This window comes from Evansella halocellulosilytica (assembly GCF_002335745.1).
In the GTDB taxonomy this organism is placed as follows: Bacteria; Bacillota; Bacilli; order Bacillales; family Salisediminibacteriaceae; genus Bacillus_CA; species Bacillus_CA halocellulosilytica.
This window is the reverse complement of the sequence record NZ_NIST01000001.1, coordinates 3,270,010-3,285,491: the sequence shown is the minus strand read 5'-3', so window position 1 is coordinate 3,285,491 and position 15,482 is coordinate 3,270,010. Positions and strand designations below refer to the sequence as shown.

Below are 15,482 nucleotides of genomic sequence, written 5' to 3'. Positions count from 1 at the left end.
TTTCCACCTGCCGCACTATTTTTTATATTTTTCTAATTGATCACCAATTACATCACCTAAAGAGAACCCAGCATGATCATCTTCTTTTTGATACTGTTCTTCATTATACTTTTCAACTTTAGCTTGTTGTTCCTCATCTAAAGCTCTAATACTAAGTGAAATCCGTTTATCTTCTAAATTCACATCTAGTACTTTCGCTTTTACATTCTCCCCTTCTTTCAATACTTCGCCAGGGGTTCCGATATGACGATTTGCAATTTGGGAGATATGGACGAGTCCTTCAACTCCTGGTGCAATTTCAATAAATGCACCAAATGAAACGAGGCGTTTGACTGTCCCTTCAATAACATCTCCTTGATTTATTTTTCCGTTAATTAATTGCCAAGGACCAGGTAGTGTTTCTTTAATCGACAGCGAAATTCTTTCATTGTCAGGATCGACACCTAACACTTTCACTTTCACCTTATCTCCTTCACTAACGACATCTGCAGGCTTTTCTACATGTTCGTGAGCCATTTGTGAAATATGAACGAGACCGTCTACTCCACCAACATCTACGAATGCCCCAAAATCGGTTAACCTTTGTACCGTCCCTTCAATAACATCCCCTGCTTGAATAGATGATAACGTTTCTTTTTTCTTTTCAGTTACTTCTTCATCTAATACGGCACGTTGTGAAAGGATGAGTTTATTTTTTTCACGATCCATTTCAACGACTTTCAAGCGTAGCTTTTTCCCTTTATAATCAGTGAAATCCTCTACGTAATGACGTTCTACTAGTGATGCTGGAATAAACCCTCTAACTCCTACATCGACGACTAATCCGCCTTTAACTACTTCTGCAACTTCAGCTTCAAAAGTTTCTCCCGAAGATAATTTCTGTTCTAAATCATCCCAAGCTTTGTCAGCGGCTACTGCTCTCTTCGATAATACTAACTCTTCATCTGTAGATTTAATAACTTTTAACTCTAATTCATCACCTTCAGAGAGAACGTCACTAACTTTTTCTACGTGCAGGCTGGACAATTCACTGATAGGAATAATCCCATCTAATTTATTTCCAACGTTTACATACGCTTGTTTTTCCTCCACTTTTGTAATGGAGCCTTTTACAATTTCTCCGACTGAAAATGTTTTCACATCAGCCATTTCATTATTCATTTCTTCTACCATTGACAATACCTCCCTAAATCCCCGAAAAAGTGACGGGCACCTTTACATATAGTATCTATCATAACCTTTCACTTTTAAGTGAAAGTAATAAACCATCGTATCGTATTGTTCGGACAGGAAGTCATCCGTATTATTATGTTAATGGTTATCCAAAATATTTTGTATACCGTCCATTATTGCTTTCGTTGCTTCTTCAGCAGATCCTTTTTCTTGTCTCAATTGATCTATATTTACTGGTGGACCATATACCACCTTAATAGGTTTAAATAGCTTATAATGACCAATGACAGCACATGGAACGATGCTCGCCTCTGACCTAAGTGCAAAAAAACCGACACCAGTTAATCCTTTTCCTAATTGTCCGGTTTTACTCCGTGTACCTTCAGGGAAAACACCGATCACTTCTTGTTCTTTCAATAACTTTAATCCTGTTCTAAGTGCTTGTCTGTCACTAACACCGCGCCTTATCGGGAATGCTCCTAACCTTTTTACCAATCCTTTTAAAATAGGCACTTCAAACAATTCTGCTTTTGCCATGAATCTAACGCTTCTTTTCAAAAAAGAACCAACTAAAGGTGGATCTAGTAAATGTATATGGTTACTACATAAGAGAACACTTCCGTCATTAGGAATGTTTTCTTTTCCGATTATTTCTACTTTATAAAATAACCTGAAATATGTACGGCAGACAAATTTACCGAATCGAAATAATGTCATGTTCACTTGATCAAACCCTTTCCTCAACAAGTCGAAGAATTTCATCTACAACTTCAGGAATGGTCATTGAAGTTGAATCAATTTCTATCGCATCAAGAGCTTTTCTCAAGGGTGCTGTTTCTCTTTCTGAGTCTATCTTATCCCTTTTACGAATCTCTTCTACTAACACTTCATAATTTGAAGGCTGACCTTTTTGTATATGCTCTTCATGCCTTCTTCTCGCTCGTTCCTCTACTGAGGCTGTTAAAAATATTTTTACTTCTGCTTCAGGCAATACTGCTGTACCTATATCCCTGCCATCCATTACCGTGCCGCCTTGACTTGCTAACTTTTGTTGCTCTATCACCATTTTCTCGCGGATCTCCTTATGTTTTGCAATATAGGAAACACGATTTGTTACATCAGGCAAGCGGATAGCTTCACTTATATCATCTCCGTTTAAAAAAATACGCTGTTTTTCACCAGTATTAGATAATTCAATCTTACTATTATTCAGTAATTGAACGACATCTCCTTCGTTATGAATATCAATTTGCTTTTTTAATGAAGCATATGTTAGCGCACGATACATCGCTCCAGTGTCAATGTATATAAAGCTAAGTTTTTCAGCTACCATTTTTGCTACTGTGCTTTTTCCGGCTCCTGCTGGCCCGTCAATTGCTATATTAATTTGTTTACCCATGGTGTTAACCCTTTCCTTCAAACATCTAAAATTTCTCTAACTTAATTCTACATTATCTTTCTCTTAACATAATTAATAAGATTTATGGAACTACAATTTATCTTATCACATTTAATCACAGCCGGTCTATTTATTCACTATTGTTAGTTGAAATCTACACCTTTCCCTAATTAAAAATCCTTCTGTTTTCTCCTTCGTTCGAGCTGTTTTTCAAAGCAGTATCGAACAATCATCTGTCTCTTTTGTTCATTTAGACCGACAAATTGAAATGAAGCTTTCTCTCTACTATTATCTTGTAAGATTCTAACGATATAAGACCTTGTTTTTATATGGTTTATTTCTCCTGACTGATAAGCGAGTGCAATCCATGCTGTCACTTCTTCACCGGCTTTTAAGTCATGGCCAACTGGGAGCTCAACAGCCATCCCTCCTCCACTAATGTCCAAAGATATAGATGTAAACAATTTTTTTGAATGAGGCAGTTGAACTGCAACGTCTACAGAAGTATCAACTCGTACATACTGTCTTCTTTGTATACGAGCATATTTATCTGTCCCTGGGTCATGAAGGATAATCATTGGGATATTACGTTCCGACTTACCAAGCACTTCCGTATGAAACAAATAAAATGCTTCATCTTCTCCAAGGAACCAAGCCCTTAATTGTGTGCCTTGTAAAAAATAGATTGGTTTGTTCGATTGTTCATCAACAGGGAAATCTATAAATATTTGGTCACGTTCATAATCGAGAATTTTACTGCGGTATCTTTTTTTATCTTCTTCTGAGCTATTCGTCTCTATATAAATGACACTCCCTATTTTAATCAAGTGTACCTTCCTTCCATTTTGTATTTCTCCTTTCACCATTCGCTATAAACTTATAAAATCCTCCTAAAAAATAAAATTTACTGAATAGATTATACCGATTTTTTCATTGATTTAACATTCATTTTTTACTTGGCTTACCTATAAAAAAGATGTCTTTCAATTTTCCATAATAAGTTGATCTAAACAAATACGATCGCCCGATCGTACAAAAGGAGCTGGGACAAAACAGTCTCAAATTAAGTAAAAACGGTGTCAATTATCGCTTCTCGATAGTTGGCACCGTTTTGTTGACCTAAAATAGGTTGATGAGACTGTCGGGCGGTGTACTTTCTCAAGTTCACCGCTATCAGGGCAAATCCTATTTCGTTTTTAACCTGTTCTTTGCCCCTCACCGACATTCGGGTGAAATGCAAATTAGCCTTCAGAAATCCGAAGACAGGCTCTACATCAATCTTACGCTTTCCGTAGATTTCGCCTGTTTTCGCTTCCGAAAGCACTTCCCGAGTAAAGGCTTTTTGGCTCTCCCACTTTTCATTGTAATGAACCTTCCGATTATTACCCTCTTTAGCTTTCGTACCTTGGGGACGTAGGGGACATTCAAAACAATCTTCACATTCATAAACCTTAAACGTTCGCTCAAATCCTGCTTTATCTGTCCTTTTCGACCAGTACTTAAAGTTCAATTTCTTATCATTCGGGCACGTAAAAGTGTCACTCTCCTGGTCAAAGTACCAGTTGGCTACGTTAAATGCATTGTTTTTGTATGCTTTTTTCTTTTCTTTACGGTACATCCCATAGGTGATTAGGGGCGTCCGCTGGCGAATGTTTAAAACGTCATCGTAATTCTGTTCGCTTCCATATCCGGCATCGGCCACTATGTAAGAGGGCAACGAGAAGAACCATTTCTCAATTTTATTAAGAAAAGGAATAAACGTCAGCGTATCAGTAGGATTTGGAAAGATGTCATAAGCAAGCGTGTACTGTCCTTCAGTGGCAATTTGCAGATTATACCCTGCTTTCAGTTGACCATTTTTCATATAGTCATCTTTCATCCGCATAAACGTGGCATCATGGTCTGTCTTGGAATAGCTGTTTCGATCTCCCAGGGTCGCAAGATCCTGCTTGTATTTTTGTTTACGCGCGGCAAAATCCTTGAACTTTTTACGGTACTGTTTAGGTGCTTTCCGTTCTGAGCGAAGTTGTTTTCGTTTCTGTGTGTCTTGAGTCGTTTCAATCCGGTTATCGTAACCTTCAATGGTTTCATCCAACTTCTGAACGACCTCTTCGAGCTCCTTGTTAGACAGTTCTTTTTGGCTATCCCGTTCTATTGCAGGAATGATCTCATGTTCTAGAAGTTCCTCATAGAGTTGATTGGATTTCTCAACTAAACGGGTGCTGTACCTTTCAACGGATTTACGCCAGACAAACGTAAACTTATTTGCATTTGCCTCAATCTTTGTGCCATCGATGAAGATCGATTCATCTTCAATCACCTTTTCTTTAACCAGCTGACAACGGAATTGAACGAAACACTGACGTAGTAATTCTTGGACTTCATGGTGTACCCTAAAACGGTTGATCGTACGGTAGCTTGGTTCATACCCTTGCGCCAGCCACATCATCCGAACACTGTCTTTCAAAAGCTCCTCAATTTTTCTCCCAGAGAAGACAGATTGTGTATAGGCGCAAAGGATGATCTTCATCATCATTCTGGGATGATAGGCCGGACAGCCCGTTGTACGTAAAAATCCACTGAATGCCTCATCGGGGATGGCTTCTACCATATCATTCACGGCAAAAGCGATATCATTTTCCTGAAGTTTATAGGCTAAATCCATCGGCAAAATGATTTGATTCATGTTATAATCTTTATACATAAGGATACCTCCGATTCTGTTTTTGTGTGGATACTTTAACTTTATCAGAAGGTATCCTTTTTGTGTACATATTCGTTGATTGTTCAAAAATCACGAGACGCCTGCGGGAAAAGCAAGAGCTTTCTCTTGTGCGACGAGTAACCGCAGGAGCAGAAGATCCATCGGGGCGATTTTACCCCGATTAACTGAAGCCTTGCCCGCGGCAAAGAAGACACTACGAATGCAAACGAAGTGCAGCACAAGTAGATGTCGCACTTGTGCTCTGGAGTGCAAGTGAGTGTTTTTTGAAACAATCAACCCAAAATATAATATGAATAACTGAAAAAGAAGAAATGAGGCTGTCCCAAAAGGTCGCTGAATAGCGACCTTTAGTGGACGGTCTCTTTTCTATTTCGTTTGATTTTTTATTGTTTTAGAGGACAGGTGGCCTGTTATCCTGCCATCTGCTCTCTCTTTTTTTCTTTTTGTTCTTTGAATTTATAATGTCTTTCCCATTGTAGAAAGTTATGGGCAATACAAAGAAGACCCCATTCCAGCGTAGTTTTGGAAAGGCCTTTCAGATGGAACCGATCAAAGCCCCGGTTATATTTTATTTGTCCCAAAACAGGCTCTACGTCACACTTTCTCTGCCGATAACGCTGACTGCCAGTTTCCGTGTTCAGTCGATCACGAACCTGTCTTCGCTGCTCCTGATTTTTCATGGAAACACTGATGGTCTTGGTGTCATTTCCTTTAGCACATACTGCCTGGAAAGGGCAGCCGTGACAATCCACGCACCGGTAAACACGCTTGATAGTTGTATACCCGTTTTCAGTTTGGCGATTTGCCTTGTACTGAAACGTGAGACGCTTATTATTGGCGCATATCCACTCATCTTCATCCTCATCAGATTGGAGATTTGCCACCCGTCCAACCTGATTTTTGAACTTTTTAGTCTGTTCTTTCTCAAGCGTACTGTATTTCACAAACGCTTCCATTTGCTGCTCTTCACAAAAGGAGTAATTTTCCTCGCTACCGTATCTTGAGTCGGCTATCAGATGCTCCGGCAGTGGTCGTCCGTATTTCTCTAAAAGTTCAAAATGGGGTTTTAGGCAACCAGGATCACCGGCACGCTGATGAAGACTAAACCCGGTAATAAACTGGTTTTCGGTTCCTGTCTGAATGTTGTAACTTGAGTTGGTCATTACGCATATGGTCGTCTTTCATTCTCATAAAGCTGGCATCCGTATCCGTTTTAGAATAGCTGTTTCGCCCCGCCAGAATCTCTTTTTGTTTTTCATATTTTTCTTTTCGCGGAAGAAGGTCCTTCTCAAGCTGGCGCTTCGCTTTTTTAACCTCACGGTTTTTTGGTTCATCAACCAGTTTCTTTTCGAGATGGTTAATAGACTCTTTGATATCCTCTGAAGTAATTGGATCAGCCTCCAGTTTCTCTTGCTCGTCCAACTCTCCTGCGTGTTCCTCGTCTTGCTTGGTCACCTTTTCAATGCCCTGCATAATGGTGTGGTACTTTTCGTTGAGCTGACTGTCGTCGCGCTCTGTGGCTTTTCGCCAGACGAACGTATATTTATTCGCATTCGCATATACTTTGGTGACATCAAGGAAGTAATCTACTAACTTTACGAGGCCGTGATTCCGAAGGAGATCAACTATGGAAAAGAAAACTTCATAAATAATATCGTTCATCTTCTCGGAGCGAAAACGGTTGATCGTGCGAAAATCAGGCTTTTGATGACGGGCAAGCCACATAAAATAGATGTTTTCATTAAGTTGTGTTGCGATTTGTCTGGAGGAATAGATTTTCTGTGTATAGGCATAAAGGATAATCTGTAACATCATTTTGGGATGGTAAGGAGGACGGCCGCCGCCATCGTAACATTGATAGAGAATAGATTCATCCAGTTCTTCGACGGCTTGATTGACAATGCGGCAAACGTGATGGACAGGAATTTCTATTTCAAGATCCATTGGTAAGTATAGCTGATCCATGTTATAATCTTGGAAAGAAATATGATTATGTTTCATAAAGAAATCGCCTCCTGGTATGGTTTTGGTGTGGTGCTTTAATTATACCAAATGGGGCGATTTCTTTATTTTTCAATTTTATTAAAAAAGCTCGAAAGAGTGGCAGGCGGCGACTCCCTCAGAAAAAGTTGTTATGAAGGGCTTTCGCCCTTGTCATGAACTTTGAAAAAAATTTTTTCTAAAGAGTCCTCCGAGACCCACAACCACATAATGTAATCAAATACACATTATGGATCATTAAGTGACGCGTTGCGTTGGCAGTTTGACAAATACTGCCAGATTAAACATGATTTGCACGAGTGATCTCTGTTTCTATCAGGTGACTTACCCTCCCATGTCTCTTGGCATCAAGTGCATACATTCCTTCGTTGGGTCTTGCCTGACGCAGAGCTCGGGCTCATACTCCAGCATGGACTGACACTCTAATGGCCGTCTTAAGTCGCCGTCTGCCGAATCTCAGTGCCTTTGTTGTTGATTTAGATGGAACGCAGGTTTTTACGCTGCTTTGTTCTGTGTACCTTGTGAAAGGTCCGTTATCATTCTGTGAGGGTCAAACCTATTCTGGTTTTTACTTAGTCCGTGTAACACCTGAAGCAGTTTTCTACACAACACGACCATCGCTTCTTTTTTGGTCAGTGGATTATGCTCTCGTGAGTGATAAGACGTGTACAAATCATGAATAGCGTTGTTGGGCTGAATCAGTGGAAGGATCGCTTTGTAAAGTAAAACGCGAAGTCGTCTCCTTCCACGTTTAGATATCTTCTTCGTACCCTCATGTTTGCCTGAGCTATTGTCTCGCAATGTTAGTCCCGCTAGCTTAATGATTTGGCGTGGATGCTCGTAATTGCGAAGAGAGCCTGTCTCGGCCAATAATGCGCTTATTGTGTTTTCACTTATTCCTTGGATTGAAACAAGGAATTGGAACTCGTCTAAATCTTTGGCCCGCTCAATCATGTGAGAGGTTACCTCTTCGAGCTGTAAGTCCAATAACTCAAGTTGACTGACAAGGCCCTGTATTTCCATCCTTGCCATTTGATCACTCTGTGTCACTCCGATGGAGTGATGGGCCTTTTCAATGAGGGCCACCATCTTGGGCTTTCCAGCATACTTGGCTCCTGCTTCCTTCTGTTGTTTAATTAATTCTTCAACAGAGGCGCCTCTGATGTCTCCTGGAAGCGGAGTCAGCTTTAAGACCGTTAGAGCTTGTTGGCCATAGTGTTTAAATACTTGATTAAATTCCGGAAAATAAAGGTCCAACCATCGCTGTATTCGGTTTTTTACCATAGCAATGTCTTTACGCAATCGTTCCTGGACCGCTGATCCTTGACGTATGTGATGATCTACAGGCGTCATCTTCCTTGGTAGACTAAAGTACCCATTCGGAAGGAGTTTCGCTATAATACGCGAATCTTTCGCATCATTCTTTGTTTGTAGATTATCGTCCATTTCCTTGGATTGTTTCACATGCATTGGATTAACCAAAACAAAAGGTAATCCTGAGATCTCTAAAAATGCCGCAAGGTTCATCCAGTAATGACCAGTTGCTTCAAAACCGATGAGTACATTTGTTTTTTGGTGTGTTTCCATTAGATCTTTAACAGTCTTTTCGAAATGAATGAAACCGTCTTTCGATTGGTGGACTCGCCACACCCTAGCAAGTTCACGTCCACGCAGGTCAACGGCACAGGCATAGTGATTTTTTTTAGCAATATCAATACCTATGACCAAAGTGTCTTCGTTTACTTGCTTAATTTTTTCATTTCGAATACGATTCATGAAGGATCCTCCTTTGTGAATGCTTATTTCTTACGGCACTTGCATCATATCGGAGGCTCCTTTTTTTATCAATAGGCCGTATAGTTATTTGACAGGAATGCTCCAGCGGGAAAAGCAACAGCTGACGACCCCGCAGGGGGGGTTTCCCAAGGAGGCTGAAGCGTTGCCCGCGGACAGCGGCCGCCTAGAGCGATTCGAGCGAACCTATTACATTTACTTCAATTAATTAGTTAAAACAAAGAGGGTGTCACCGAAAGCTAGGCTTTTGGGACACCCTCACTCTTATTAACTGGGTTTTGTCCCAGCCCCTTTTGTGCTTTGTCATCTTCTAATCCTTAATTGTATTCCACTCCAGCATTCGCTAATTTTTCAACGCGCTCTTCTCTTCCATTTTCTGCATTGATAAAGATTCGATATGTGTCATCATTAATTACACCAAAAAATTCATGGCATAGTATTTCTTCTTCCATCTCATTTTCGATAATCGCTAAGTGGTGTTCCATTACATCAAGGTTCGGGTTCAATTGGTCTTCTGCTTCCTCTTTCGTTAGCTCAGGTTCTGTCTTGTCTCTATCTATATGATTTTCGAGGTATGCAAAGCCCTCATAACCAATGATTTCTCCATCATCAAGCCCTACTTCTACGACGACTGAATCTGAATATACTCTTATATTATCCATTACCTGTGCAAAATTAAAGACACCTACATTATCATATTGCTTACTATCGACTAATTGCATATTTTCAATGTCGTTCTCTTCAAGGAACTTCTCAGCTTTCTCCGAAGCTTCTCCTAATCCGACATCAGTTTCATCAACTTCTCGATTATTTAGCGCCCATACAGGATGACCGCCTTTTTTTGTTATATCCATTGAAATATAAGAATTATGCTCTGGATCAGGTATTGTTATACTATAGGCATCATAGGCCAAACCTTCACCCGTTTCAGAAACTTCGGCCCCATCAACTGATTCGAGGTTTAAAAATTGTTTCGCTCGTTGTAATGCTTCACGTTCACTTATATTTTCTCCTTCTAATTTAGCTGCTATTTCTTTATCATTAGTCGATAATTCTGGAGATTCTGCTCCAAATTCTACTTCGGAGAAGCCACCTACTTTTTCATCGATTATATGAAATCCATTTACTACTGCATTATTTAATGGCTCATCTTCTGCTGCTAACGCCATATCAACATCCATCCATCTTAGGTCATCTTTAAGAACCATCCCTTGAATTTTTCTCATCTCACTTTGAATTTCTCCACTTTGCTCATACAACGTTTGCAATGTTTCATATTCGTCTTCAGTAAGCGGATCTTGTTCAAGATCTCTAATTGCATTGTTATACGAAAAGCTACCTACTTTATATAAAAACTCTTCTGTTTTGCTAAAAGGCATTAAACCTAGCGGCAATTGCCCGAGATCATTATGAGCTTCAGATGTGAGCCTCCAAACTTCAACGAGTGAAGGAGAAAGCCTCTCCTTTGAATTCATCGCTAAAGTTGACCCTATTTCATCATGTAGTAAATCCACATGATAAGATAAATCATGGAAAGCTCGTTGATAGTTATTTTCAGATTGGATGAGGATCGCATTTTTCTCTTGATGCTCTCGATAACCCCAAAAGCCTGTTGCGAACACTGCAACCGCTAATATCCCAATTACAATTGAACGTATCATGCTAAGCACCTCCATCCATTATTTACAAAATATATGTTTGCCGATACGTTTGATCTGTGGTCTCGACCATATCCATCCTGAGGTTGCCGTATCTGGATTAAAATAATACATCGCATTTCCTGATGGGTCCTGACCATTAATTGCATCCAACACAGCTCTTCTCGCAGTATCATCCGGTGTTAAATTGATTTGACCATCTGCAACCGCTGTAAAGGCTCTCGGTTCATAAATAACGCCAGATGCAGTATTAGGGAATGTCGGACTTTCTATTCGGTTTAAAATAACTGCTGCTACAGCTACTTGTCCTTCATAAGGCTCACCTCTGGCTTCACCATAAACGGCTGCAGCCATAATTTGAATATCATTGTCTGTAAACCCTTCTGGTACGTTAATCGCTTTTTCGACATTTGCTTCATTATCTTGTATTTCAGGGTCTTCTTCTTCAGGTGGTTCTACATCTACTTCTTCTTCAGGTGTTACAGGCGGCTCTTCTGCCGGTGGTTCTTCAGCTGGCTGCTGTTCTGCTGGAGCTTCCTCTGGTTGTTCTGCTGGAGGAGCTTGACGTTCATCTGGCGGCTCTTCTTCTCTCGCGCCTCGCTGTCCTCCTTCAGGCTTTTCTTTTCGTTTCGGTGCCTCTGGGTCCTTACCACCTTTAGGTCCTTTTTGAATATCTAAAGGAGTTCCTCCGTAGTAAGTGAATTGCCTTCCTTCATTAATCATTCGATGGACCCATTCCTTATCAAATTCAGTTGATCTTTCTAACATCGATTTCATTTTGTCGCCTACTAAACCGTCAACTTCCAAACCGAATTCTTCTTGATAGTTTTTAACGGCCCAATATGTCCCCCATCCAAAAACTCCATCGATCCGTCCATCATAAAAACCGATGTACTGTAACCGCGATTGTAACTCGACTACATCATCCCCAGTCGCACCTTTAATGATGACTTGTTCAGAAAAAGCTTCTGAAGGCTGGGGTGATACAATTACCCATGCATACATAAATACGAAAAGGATTATGGACAATCGCTTGAATATTTTCTTGCTGTGGTTTTCCATGTGTCATCCTCCTCAGAGCAATAGCTCATGTTACTTACTTGATTATTCAATATGGATAGTTTTATCTAACAAGTGCTTTTTATACAATTTCTCTTTAAATTGAGAAATTCACAAAAGTTATACAATCGATTTTTTCCTCGTTCTAGTTGCATTTTAAAGAAAAACAGAGTAGTCTACTCCTGCACTTTTGGATCCAATCATTTGTTATTCATACACCAAAAAAAGCTTTACTCATCCGAGCAAAGCTTTTTAGAACAACTATTCATAACTTCTTTTACAATCAAAGTATTATTCAGGTGTTACTTCAATATCCAATTTTGTTTCGTTTCCGCAAACACATCGTTTAAAGCCTGTGTCGTATCCACCTTCTTCGTTTGGGCGACCACGAAGAATATACTTTTCACCGCATTCTCCACAGCGAATGATCACTTTATAACGTGGCTTAGTCTCATGCAACGAAGATCACTCCTTTTAAATTCATACAAATAGTTTCTCCTAATCCAGTCGAATCATTTATCTTATTTCCTTACTATAAATGAAGTTGATGTTCGATTCAACTAACTCAACCATTTTAACTGGCCTTGTGGTGGTTTATTGATTCCAATTGCTGTACATTTGCTTTCTTTACCTTTCGTAAACCAATAATCCACAAACAGACCATAAATGGAACTAAATAAATAATCCAATCTTTTTGTACTAACAAAATCAAATTATATAAGCTGTGTAAGATATATGGCAAGAGAAATGAATAAATTAAATACCAATATTTTTTTTCTGGGTAAAATTTTGCCATACCGAGGTAATAACCCATTACAACTCCAAAAAGAGCATGACTGCTTACAGGGAATACAGCTCTAAAAAAGGCCGTTTCAAGTCCATTGGAAAATAAATACAAAATATTTTCTACAGAAGCAAACCCTAACGCAACTGCTGTAGCATAAACAATTCCATCATATCTTTCATTAAAATGTACATGATGATAGATCGCTACGACAACAATAAACCACTTTAAAAATTCTTCAATTAAAGATGAATAAAAAAATGCCTCTTGCCAGACATGGTTTATATAGCCTTCTTCCTGTAAGGCATATTGTATGAAAAGAATTGGAAACACTAGTAAAGCGCCAAAGATAAACGAACGGATGACCATGTAGATTGGTTCCTGCTCAAATTCATCCTTTAAATAAAAAAAACATAACAATGCAACAGCAGGCGCTAAACCTACTGCAATTAACGAAATCATGATGGCCATCGCCTTCCTGTTCATTTTTTACATTCCATGATACTTTAATGTTATGGAATGATTGACTAAAGTTCAATAAATTTTTTTGATTGATGGAATACAGGAGGTTTTTTTAATGAAGAAAATATTAATTATTCATACTGGCGGTACAATTGCAATGAGTGAAGATCGTCAAACAGGTGCAGTAAAACCAAATTTAGAAAACCCATTACATGAAACAATTATGAATATTCAAGCTGTTCATATAGATGTGGAAGACTTTTTAAATGTCCCTTCTCCACATATAACTCCTTCACACATGATTACTTTATCTAAGCGAATTGATTACTGTTTAATGGATCAAGGATATGACGGAGTCGTTATTACTCATGGAACAGACACATTAGAAGAGACTGCTTATTTTTTAGATTTAACCGTACAATCAAATAAACCGGTCGTCATTACAGGTGCAATGAGATCTAGTAATGAATTAGGTTCAGACGGTCCACACAACTTAATTTCCTCCATTCATACAGCGATGAGCGATTCAGCCATCGATAAAGGAGTATTAGTCGTATTAAACGATGAAATTCATACAGCAAAAAACGCAACGAAAACACATACTAGTAATATTGCGACATTCCAAAGTCCTCAATATGGGCCGATTGGGATCGTTACGAAACGGGGAGTTTTTTTCCACCATTCTCCTACTCAACGCGATCAATTTAAAGTAGAGGAACTTCATCATAAAGTACTTTTATTAAAAGCAGTAGCTGGTATGGAAAGTGATATTATAAATGCATTATGTAACATTCACTTAGATGGCTTAGTTGTAGAAGCATTAGGACAAGGCAACCTCCCTCCTGAAACAATAAAACCTTTAAAGAAATTAATTGATCGAAATATACCGGTAGTGCTAGTTTCTAGGTGTTTCAACGGAATTGTCCAAGATATATACGGGTATGAAGGAGGAGGAAAACAACTAAAGGATATGGGAGTTATTTTTACTAACGGGATAAACGGTCAAAAGGCAAGAATTAAATTAATGGTTGCACTTGAAAGGACAAGAGACGTTCAAGAATTACAAAAAATATTTCAACAATAAGGAACAAAACGCAAGGCGCCCGTCTATCGGCGAAGCGACTTCGAGCCGAAAACTGTTGTCTCTCCCTCTTCTAGTATCACTTTGAAGCTAGATCCGTCAACCGGGCAATACGCCATGTACTGTGGCATGCCCGGCATCAGGACGTCCTGTCCGTCGAGACACTCGTAAGATAAGACCTTCGGCTAAAACCCCCGCGTCCTGCAGGAACACCGAAGTCACCACATCCGTGTGGAAGCTCGTGTAGGAAACGCTCGTGCCTGCTAATCTAAACAGCAATCGAGAGATTGAAATTTTATACTTTCTTACTTAGCAAAAAAGCGTATGAGATTATTCTCTACGCTTTTTTCTTGCGATATCCTCTGCAATTTGCTGCCCGTGCCATCTACCATTTTCTATAAAGATTTCATTCGCGTTGTTTCCAGCTGCAATCACACCTGCTATATATATATTCTTTTCGTTTGTTTCCATTGTCTCTTTGTTATACAAAGGTCTCCCTGTCTCTTTATCGATTTGAACACCCATACTTTCTATAAAGGAATGGTCTGGATGATATCCAGTCATAGCAAAGACAAAATTTGCATTTTCCTCTACTCGCTCCCCATTTTTATTCAATAGAACTGTATCATTCGTAATTTCGGTTACTGTCGTATTAAAATGCATATTAATCTTTTTATTTTTCACAAGACCTTCAAACTCCGGTAAAATCCAAGGCTTAATGCTTTTAGAGTACTCTTGTCCTCGATAATATACAGAAACTTCTGCTCCTGCTTTTTCTAATTCAAGTGCAGCATCCACAGCTGAATTTTTTCCACCAATAATCGCCACCTTTTGGTTGTAAAACGGGTGAGCTTCTTTAAAGTAATGAAAAACGTGGGGAAGTTCTTCACCTTTTATCCCCATCATATTTGGGGAGTCATAATACCCGGTTGCAACGATAATATAGGGAGTATTATATTTTTTCACGATCCCTCCGTTTTTTTCTGATAATATTGTAAATGTTCCGTCTTGATTCTTCTCTACTGCATTAACAGTCTCATATGCATAAACCTTCATTTTTTTTTGTTTCGCTACTTCACGATAATATACGAGTGCTTCATTTCGTTTCGGTTTTCGTTCGGTACTATAAAAAGGGATATTGCCAATTGCCAACTTTTCACTCGTGCTAAAAAATTGCTGGTGGGTTGGATAATGATAAATTGCATTTACGATATTTCCTTTTTCAATGATGAGTGGAGAAACACCGATTTCTTGAAGTGAAATTGCAGCAGCTAATCCACATGGCCCTCCGCCTATAATAATTGCTTCTTCATGTTGCATATTTTGACACCTCATTTACTACTCAA

12 protein-coding genes and 1 pseudogene are annotated in these 15,482 nt (G+C 39.2%); 1 reads left to right on the top strand and 12 read right to left on the bottom strand.

Annotated features, from left to right (window positions below):
* Positions 1-15 precede the first annotated feature (15 nt).
* The 11 genes and pseudogenes from rpsA to prsW all read right to left on the bottom strand — a co-directional run bounded on the left by rpsA (position 16) and on the right by prsW (position 13,055).
* Positions 16-1,173, bottom strand: a complete 1,158-nt coding sequence (gene rpsA / locus CD001_RS15760) for a 30S ribosomal protein S1 (protein ID WP_096188607.1) — start codon at positions 1,171-1,173, stop codon at positions 16-18.
* Between the two features lie 138 nt (positions 1,174-1,311).
* Entirely contained in the window at positions 1,312-1,890 is a 579-nt protein-coding gene (locus CD001_RS15755) for a lysophospholipid acyltransferase family protein (RefSeq protein ID WP_096190640.1), read from the bottom strand.
* A gap of 10 nt (positions 1,891-1,900) precedes the next feature.
* Positions 1,901-2,572, bottom strand: a complete 672-nt coding sequence (cmk, locus tag CD001_RS15750) for a (d)CMP kinase (protein ID WP_096188606.1) — start codon at positions 2,570-2,572, stop codon at positions 1,901-1,903.
* Between the two features lie 170 nt (positions 2,573-2,742).
* A complete protein-coding gene (locus CD001_RS15745; protein WP_096190639.1) occupies positions 2,743-3,399 on the bottom strand; it encodes a flagellar brake protein in 657 nt (218 codons plus the stop codon).
* A gap of 236 nt (positions 3,400-3,635) precedes the next feature.
* Complete coding sequence (locus CD001_RS15740) at positions 3,636-5,276, bottom strand: IS1182 family transposase (RefSeq protein ID WP_096188605.1); 1,641 nt, start codon at positions 5,274-5,276, stop codon at positions 3,636-3,638.
* Positions 5,277-5,707: 431 nt separating this feature from the next.
* Positions 5,708-7,298 (bottom strand): annotated as a pseudogene (locus tag CD001_RS15735) (IS1182 family transposase).
* Between the two features lie 495 nt (positions 7,299-7,793).
* The gene (locus CD001_RS15730; protein WP_096188604.1) at positions 7,794-9,074 is read right to left on the bottom strand and encodes an IS110 family RNA-guided transposase; all 1,281 of its coding nucleotides are present in this window, start codon (positions 9,072-9,074) and stop codon (positions 7,794-7,796) included.
* 335 nt (positions 9,075-9,409) lie between these two features.
* The gene (gene ypeB / locus CD001_RS15725; protein ID WP_096188603.1) at positions 9,410-10,753 is read right to left on the bottom strand and encodes a germination protein YpeB; all 1,344 of its coding nucleotides are present in this window, start codon (positions 10,751-10,753) and stop codon (positions 9,410-9,412) included.
* Positions 10,754-10,771: 18 nt separating this feature from the next.
* Positions 10,772-11,812, bottom strand: coding sequence for a spore cortex-lytic enzyme (sleB, locus tag CD001_RS15720; RefSeq protein WP_096188602.1), 1,041 nt, complete (start codon positions 11,810-11,812; stop codon positions 10,772-10,774).
* Positions 11,813-12,100: 288 nt separating this feature from the next.
* Positions 12,101-12,268, bottom strand: coding sequence for a hypothetical protein (locus CD001_RS26470; protein ID WP_179298774.1), 168 nt, complete (start codon positions 12,266-12,268; stop codon positions 12,101-12,103).
* Between the two features lie 115 nt (positions 12,269-12,383).
* Positions 12,384-13,055 carry a glutamic-type intramembrane protease PrsW gene (prsW, locus tag CD001_RS15715; protein ID WP_096188601.1) on the bottom strand — a complete coding sequence of 224 codons (672 nt, stop codon included), beginning with the start codon at positions 13,053-13,055 and terminating at the stop codon, positions 12,384-12,386.
* 115 nt (positions 13,056-13,170) lie between these two features.
* Between prsW and CD001_RS15710 the strand changes: the two genes are divergently transcribed.
* Positions 13,171-14,139, top strand: a complete 969-nt coding sequence (locus CD001_RS15710; RefSeq protein WP_096188600.1) for an asparaginase — start codon at positions 13,171-13,173, stop codon at positions 14,137-14,139.
* Between the two features lie 327 nt (positions 14,140-14,466).
* On the opposite strand, the gene CD001_RS15705 is transcribed toward CD001_RS15710, so the two are convergent.
* A complete protein-coding gene (locus CD001_RS15705) occupies positions 14,467-15,456 on the bottom strand; it encodes a YpdA family putative bacillithiol disulfide reductase (protein ID WP_096188599.1) in 990 nt (329 codons plus the stop codon).
* Positions 15,457-15,482 lie beyond the last annotated feature (26 nt).